Annotated in this window: 7 protein-coding genes; 1 reads left to right on the forward strand and 6 read right to left on the reverse strand. The window is 52.6% G+C overall.

The genetic code is table 11. The features are described from left to right. Nucleotides 1-11 precede the first annotated feature (11 nt). Nucleotides 12-659: a peptide-methionine (S)-S-oxide reductase MsrA gene (gene msrA / locus AC1DLB_RS27825; RefSeq protein ID WP_018928566.1), complete on the forward strand. Its 648-nt coding sequence runs from the start codon at nucleotides 12-14 to the stop codon at nucleotides 657-659. Nucleotides 660-772: 113 nt separating this feature from the next. Here the strand turns inward: msrA and AC1DLB_RS27830 are convergent, their stop codons facing one another. The 6 genes from AC1DLB_RS27830 to AC1DLB_RS27855 form a co-directional block, all read right to left on the reverse strand. Further along, nucleotides 773-1612, reverse strand: coding sequence for a 23S rRNA (adenine(2030)-N(6))-methyltransferase RlmJ (locus tag AC1DLB_RS27830; RefSeq protein WP_018928567.1), 840 nt, complete (start codon nucleotides 1610-1612; stop codon nucleotides 773-775). A gap of 323 nt (nucleotides 1613-1935) precedes the next feature. After that, nucleotides 1936-2259, reverse strand: a complete 324-nt coding sequence (locus tag AC1DLB_RS27835) for a hypothetical protein (RefSeq protein WP_477786072.1) — start codon at nucleotides 2257-2259, stop codon at nucleotides 1936-1938. Between the two features lie 176 nt (nucleotides 2260-2435). Continuing rightward, nucleotides 2436-2852 carry a hypothetical protein gene (locus AC1DLB_RS27840; protein WP_258613000.1) on the reverse strand — a complete coding sequence of 139 codons (417 nt, stop codon included), beginning with the start codon at nucleotides 2850-2852 and terminating at the stop codon, nucleotides 2436-2438. Beyond that, nucleotides 2852-3256 (reverse strand): hypothetical protein, encoded by a 405-nt coding sequence (locus AC1DLB_RS27845; protein ID WP_477744215.1) that lies wholly within the window; start codon nucleotides 3254-3256, stop codon nucleotides 2852-2854. Before AC1DLB_RS27845 ends, AC1DLB_RS27840 begins: the two co-directional genes overlap by 1 nt. A gap of 75 nt (nucleotides 3257-3331) precedes the next feature. Continuing rightward, entirely contained in the window at nucleotides 3332-3637 is a 306-nt protein-coding gene (locus AC1DLB_RS27850; protein WP_477744216.1) for a contact-dependent growth inhibition system immunity protein, read from the reverse strand. Continuing rightward, the coding region (locus AC1DLB_RS27855; protein WP_477786071.1) for an RNase A-like domain-containing protein at nucleotides 3630-4055 on the reverse strand (426 nt) is incomplete at its 5' end. The genes AC1DLB_RS27850 and AC1DLB_RS27855, both read right to left, overlap by 8 nt.

Genomic DNA, 4055 nt, shown 5'->3' on the forward strand with positions numbered 1-4055 from the left:
GAGGACTGATCATGGTTCTGCGCTCGGAAATTCTGGTGAACAAAAACGTGCTCCCGACTAAAGAACAAGCTCTGCCTGGCCGCGAAACCCCGATCAAGGTTCCGGAGAAACACTTCGTCAACGGCAACCCGCTGCTGGGTCCGTTTCCGGGCAACGTAGAATTCGCAATCTTCGGCCTGGGTTGCTTCTGGGGCGCGGAACGCAAATTCTGGCAGCGCGAAGGCGTGTTCAGCACCTCGGTCGGTTATGCCGGCGGCTTCACGCCGAACCCGACCTACGAAGAAGTCTGCTCGGGCCTGACCGGGCACACCGAAGTGGTGCTCGTGGTCTATGAGCCGGAAAAAGTCAGCTACGAACAGCTGCTGAAAATGTTCTGGGAACTGCACAACCCGACCCAGGGCATGCGCCAGGGCAACGACATCGGCACCCAGTACCGCTCGGTGATCTACTGCACCAAACCGGAACAACTGGAAGCGGCGAAGAACAGCGCGAAAGTGTTCCAGGCGGAACTGACCAAGGCTGGCAAAGGCATCATTACCACTGAAATCGACGAAGCCCCGACGTTCTACTACGCCGAGGCGTATCACCAGCAGTACCTGGCCAAGAATCCTGAGGGGTATTGCGGGATTGGCGGTACTGGCGTGACGTGCCCGATCTAAATTTCGGCCCCTGAAAAGCATCGCGGGCAAGCCTCGCTCCTACGGTCACACCGACCTGCAGGAGCGAGGCTTGCCCGCGAAGGCGTCCGATTAGACGCCACACATGCAACTGATCAGCTCTCGGCGATCAACCAATCCATCTGCCAACCACCCTGGGTCTGCCCCAACTTCTTGGACAACCACGGCAGCAACTCACGCAACTCTTCCTCCAGCCCCCACGGCGGATTGGCAATCGCCAACCCCGAACCGTTCAAGCTGTTCGGCGTATCCAGCGGATGCACCAACAACTCCACCCGCAACAACTTAGGCGCGCCCGTTCCGGCCAAATCCTGATAGAAGCGCCGCAACGCCCGCTGATCCTTCACCGGATACCAGATCGCCGCCACCGTCTGGCGCATACGGCCAATCGCCTCTTTCAACGACGCCGCACAACGCTGCATCTCATCAAGCTGCTCGAACGGCGGATCAATCAACATCACCGCCCGCTTCTCCGGCACCGGCAGCAGCGCACGCGGCACATGCCAGCCTTCGCCCAGGTGAACCTTCACCCGACGATCGCCCTTCATGTTGTCCTTGAGCAACACACCGTCTTCCGGGTGCTTCTCATTGAGCAACACGCGATCCTGCGGCCGGGTCAAACGCCGCGCCAACTCCGGCGACCCCGGGTAATAGCGCAACTGGCCATCCGGGTTCATCTCGTGCAACACCTTCATGTAATCGGCGGTCAGCGCTGGCAAATCCGGCTGATCCCACAATCGCGCGATGCCTTCCAGGTACTCACCGGTACGACTGGCCTGATCGCCCTGCAGGTCATACAGACCGATGCCGGCGTGAGTGTCGAGATAGGCAAACGGCTGCTCCTTGCGCGACATCAAGGCGATGAGGCGGGTCAAAGTCAGGTGTTTGAACACATCGGCGTGATTGCCGGCATGGAAGGCGTGACGATAATTCATGGCTGCTCCTGCGAAGGCCGGGAAGTTTACCCTGTACGGCGCAGGACGTCAGGGGTTCGCGGCTGAGCGGGCAAGTACAACCCCAATACCGCGCCAATCCATAAACCCTGTGGCGAGGGGGCTTGCCCCCGTTGGGCTGCAAAGCAGCCCCAAAATATCCAGACCACCCCATAACCTGTGGCGAGGGAGCTTGCTCCCGCTCGACTGCGAAGCAGTCGCCAAACCAAACCACTCGGTACAGCTGACAAAACGGGATTGCAGGTTTTGGGGCTGCTACGCAGCCCAACGGGAGCAAGCTCCCTCGCCACAAAAGCCACTCGACGTTATTCCGAAGRCCGMGCCCGCAACCGCCGCCCMAYCACATCCAGCACATCACASCCATCRCGCARTGRAATGGCACAGAGCAAGGCAAARTCRCTRAGRATSAWMGAWTCRCACTCGACTGAACCRCGCATGGACAKGTTTTCMAGCACYTGRGTGACGGCGCGAATTCGGTAGCTGGCAGTGTCGGTCAAGATATCTAGCGGCGCGCGGGTATCAACGAATAGGGTGGGCATGTCGGTGCAGTTGCCGGTTAGGGCCATGAAGCGGCTTTTTGGGTGGGGGATTGGTTTTTCGTAGGGTGGATCGGGGTGAAGATTTTTCATTTTCAAGTTCCAGAGGCAGTAAACAGGAACTGCCATCAGCCTTCCTACAGGCTGGGGTGGCAGCTATGCGCGGGGTAGGAATATCGAGGCCTTTGGAAAACTCGACATTTCGCAGCCGTAGCCATCATGCCCGATCCAGTCTGCCAGACAATCTATTAGCGATTTTATGATAGCTTTCACCAAGTTAAAAAATCCTCCTGACTTGCTTTATACAGATCATCAACCCACGCCTCGGATAACTTGAGGTACACATCTTCAAAAAACGCCCTAGGATTTTCCATTTCATTCCACCCAGGAGGGAGCGAGGAGGGAGACATCGGATCATGTTCCAAAATCTCAGAAAAAACACTCGAGTCACCATCAAGAGCCTCTCCCAACACAAAGAACAAAACAAACTTGTGCCGATAACTCAACGCAGCGAAGCGTTTGACAATAAACCGGGATATTAAAAATTCTCTATCTGAAGGACACCCAGGATCGTACGCCGACAACTCAACCCCAAGACTCTCCTCGCGATCATATATATCGAACCCACCGAGAAAGTGCTCTACACTTGGATTATATGGAACATTAAGATACGGATGCATCAACATTAGATTTTCTCTATCGGATAAAGCGCTATAGGCTTCAATGTCTCAAAATCGAATTTCATCTCAAAGGCATTCATCTGAGGAATGAAACGCGGATTTTCTGGGTCTAAAGGATTAGGCTCATATCCCTGACCTACATTTTCAGCCTCCATTCTTACTACCAAATTTCCTTTACTATCCTCCCCAGTAAAACGAGACATTTTTCTAGCCTCCCTTGTCATCACTTCATTATAAGCATTCAGCTGTGCTCTATGGCTTATAAACCTAGAGCTTGGAACGGCTCTCCAACTCTTGCTTTCACCACGAAGTTCGCAGCTAGTGGTTTGTTGCTGAACAGCAGAACCCGAACTATCTGCCCGACTCCTATCCGTACCTCGCACTACTGCGATCCATTTCTTAACAATCATTAACAACATCATTCTTCAAAGACCGGCCATAAAGAAACACAATTAAAGCAGTAAAAAATAAAGAACTTATTTACTCTATTTCCGTTCACCACCAAGGAGAACAACAACGTGCTTTAACCACGACTCTCCCGAAGGCCACTCATGCCAATAGCAATAACAAGCCCCCATATCCTTTAACAAAAAATCTCGCAACTCCCCCTCACCCGTCGACTCCATCAGAAGCATACTTATCTCTTCCCTAGCCGCTGAAACAGCCTCCTTACTAGAGCCCGATAAAAACGATTTAACAACATCATCAGCCGTTTTAAACTCACACATCCAATCTTCATGAAAGTAAGCTCCAAAAAACTGATAAAGGCGCGGAAAATCATCACTATTCATTTACAAACCCTGTCAATATGAAATACCCAGTTGGAGAACCCGGATCTCGTTGAAGTATTAACCTTATTTTTGATAATGCTTCAAGCTTTCCACTCTCGCGCACTACACCAACACCTGCAGGTGCTGGCACCACTTGATTAATAACTAGTCTTCTTTCTTGACCACTCAAAAAATCATCAATTTTTTTCTTATTATTATCAATAACGCCTGAAACAGCCGCCTCAGCTTCAACCCTATTAGCAAATGTGGACGCAATTGGTATTCTCGGTTCTGCTGTAAGCCTAGCCCTCAATTGAGCTTCCGTTCGACCTATATGTTTCGCGATCAAATGCCCGCCTCGAGCTTCATGAGCCCCCAAGCCACCACCCGGAACAATTTCGCTAAACGGCCCTTCAGACTCACCGGGGCAAGGTAGACA

The sequence above is a fragment of the Pseudomonas sp. 05N434 genome (assembly GCF_056396965.1).

Coding starts and splice junctions, on each gene's coding strand:
- msrA (WP_018928566.1), top strand. CDS start 12: ATGGTTCTGCGCTCGGAAATTCTGGTGAACAAAAACGTGCTCCCGACT.
- AC1DLB_RS27830 (WP_018928567.1), bottom strand. CDS start 1,612: ATGAATTATCGTCACGCCTTCCATGCCGGCAATCACGCCGATGTGTTC.
- AC1DLB_RS27840 (WP_258613000.1), bottom strand. CDS start 2,852: ATGTTGATGCATCCGTATCTTAATGTTCCATATAATCCAAGTGTAGAG.
- AC1DLB_RS27845 (WP_477744215.1), bottom strand. CDS start 3,256: ATGATTGTTAAGAAATGGATCGCAGTAGTGCGAGGTACGGATAGGAGT.
- AC1DLB_RS27850 (WP_477744216.1), bottom strand. CDS start 3,637: ATGAATAGTGATGATTTTCCGCGCCTTTATCAGTTTTTTGGAGCTTAC.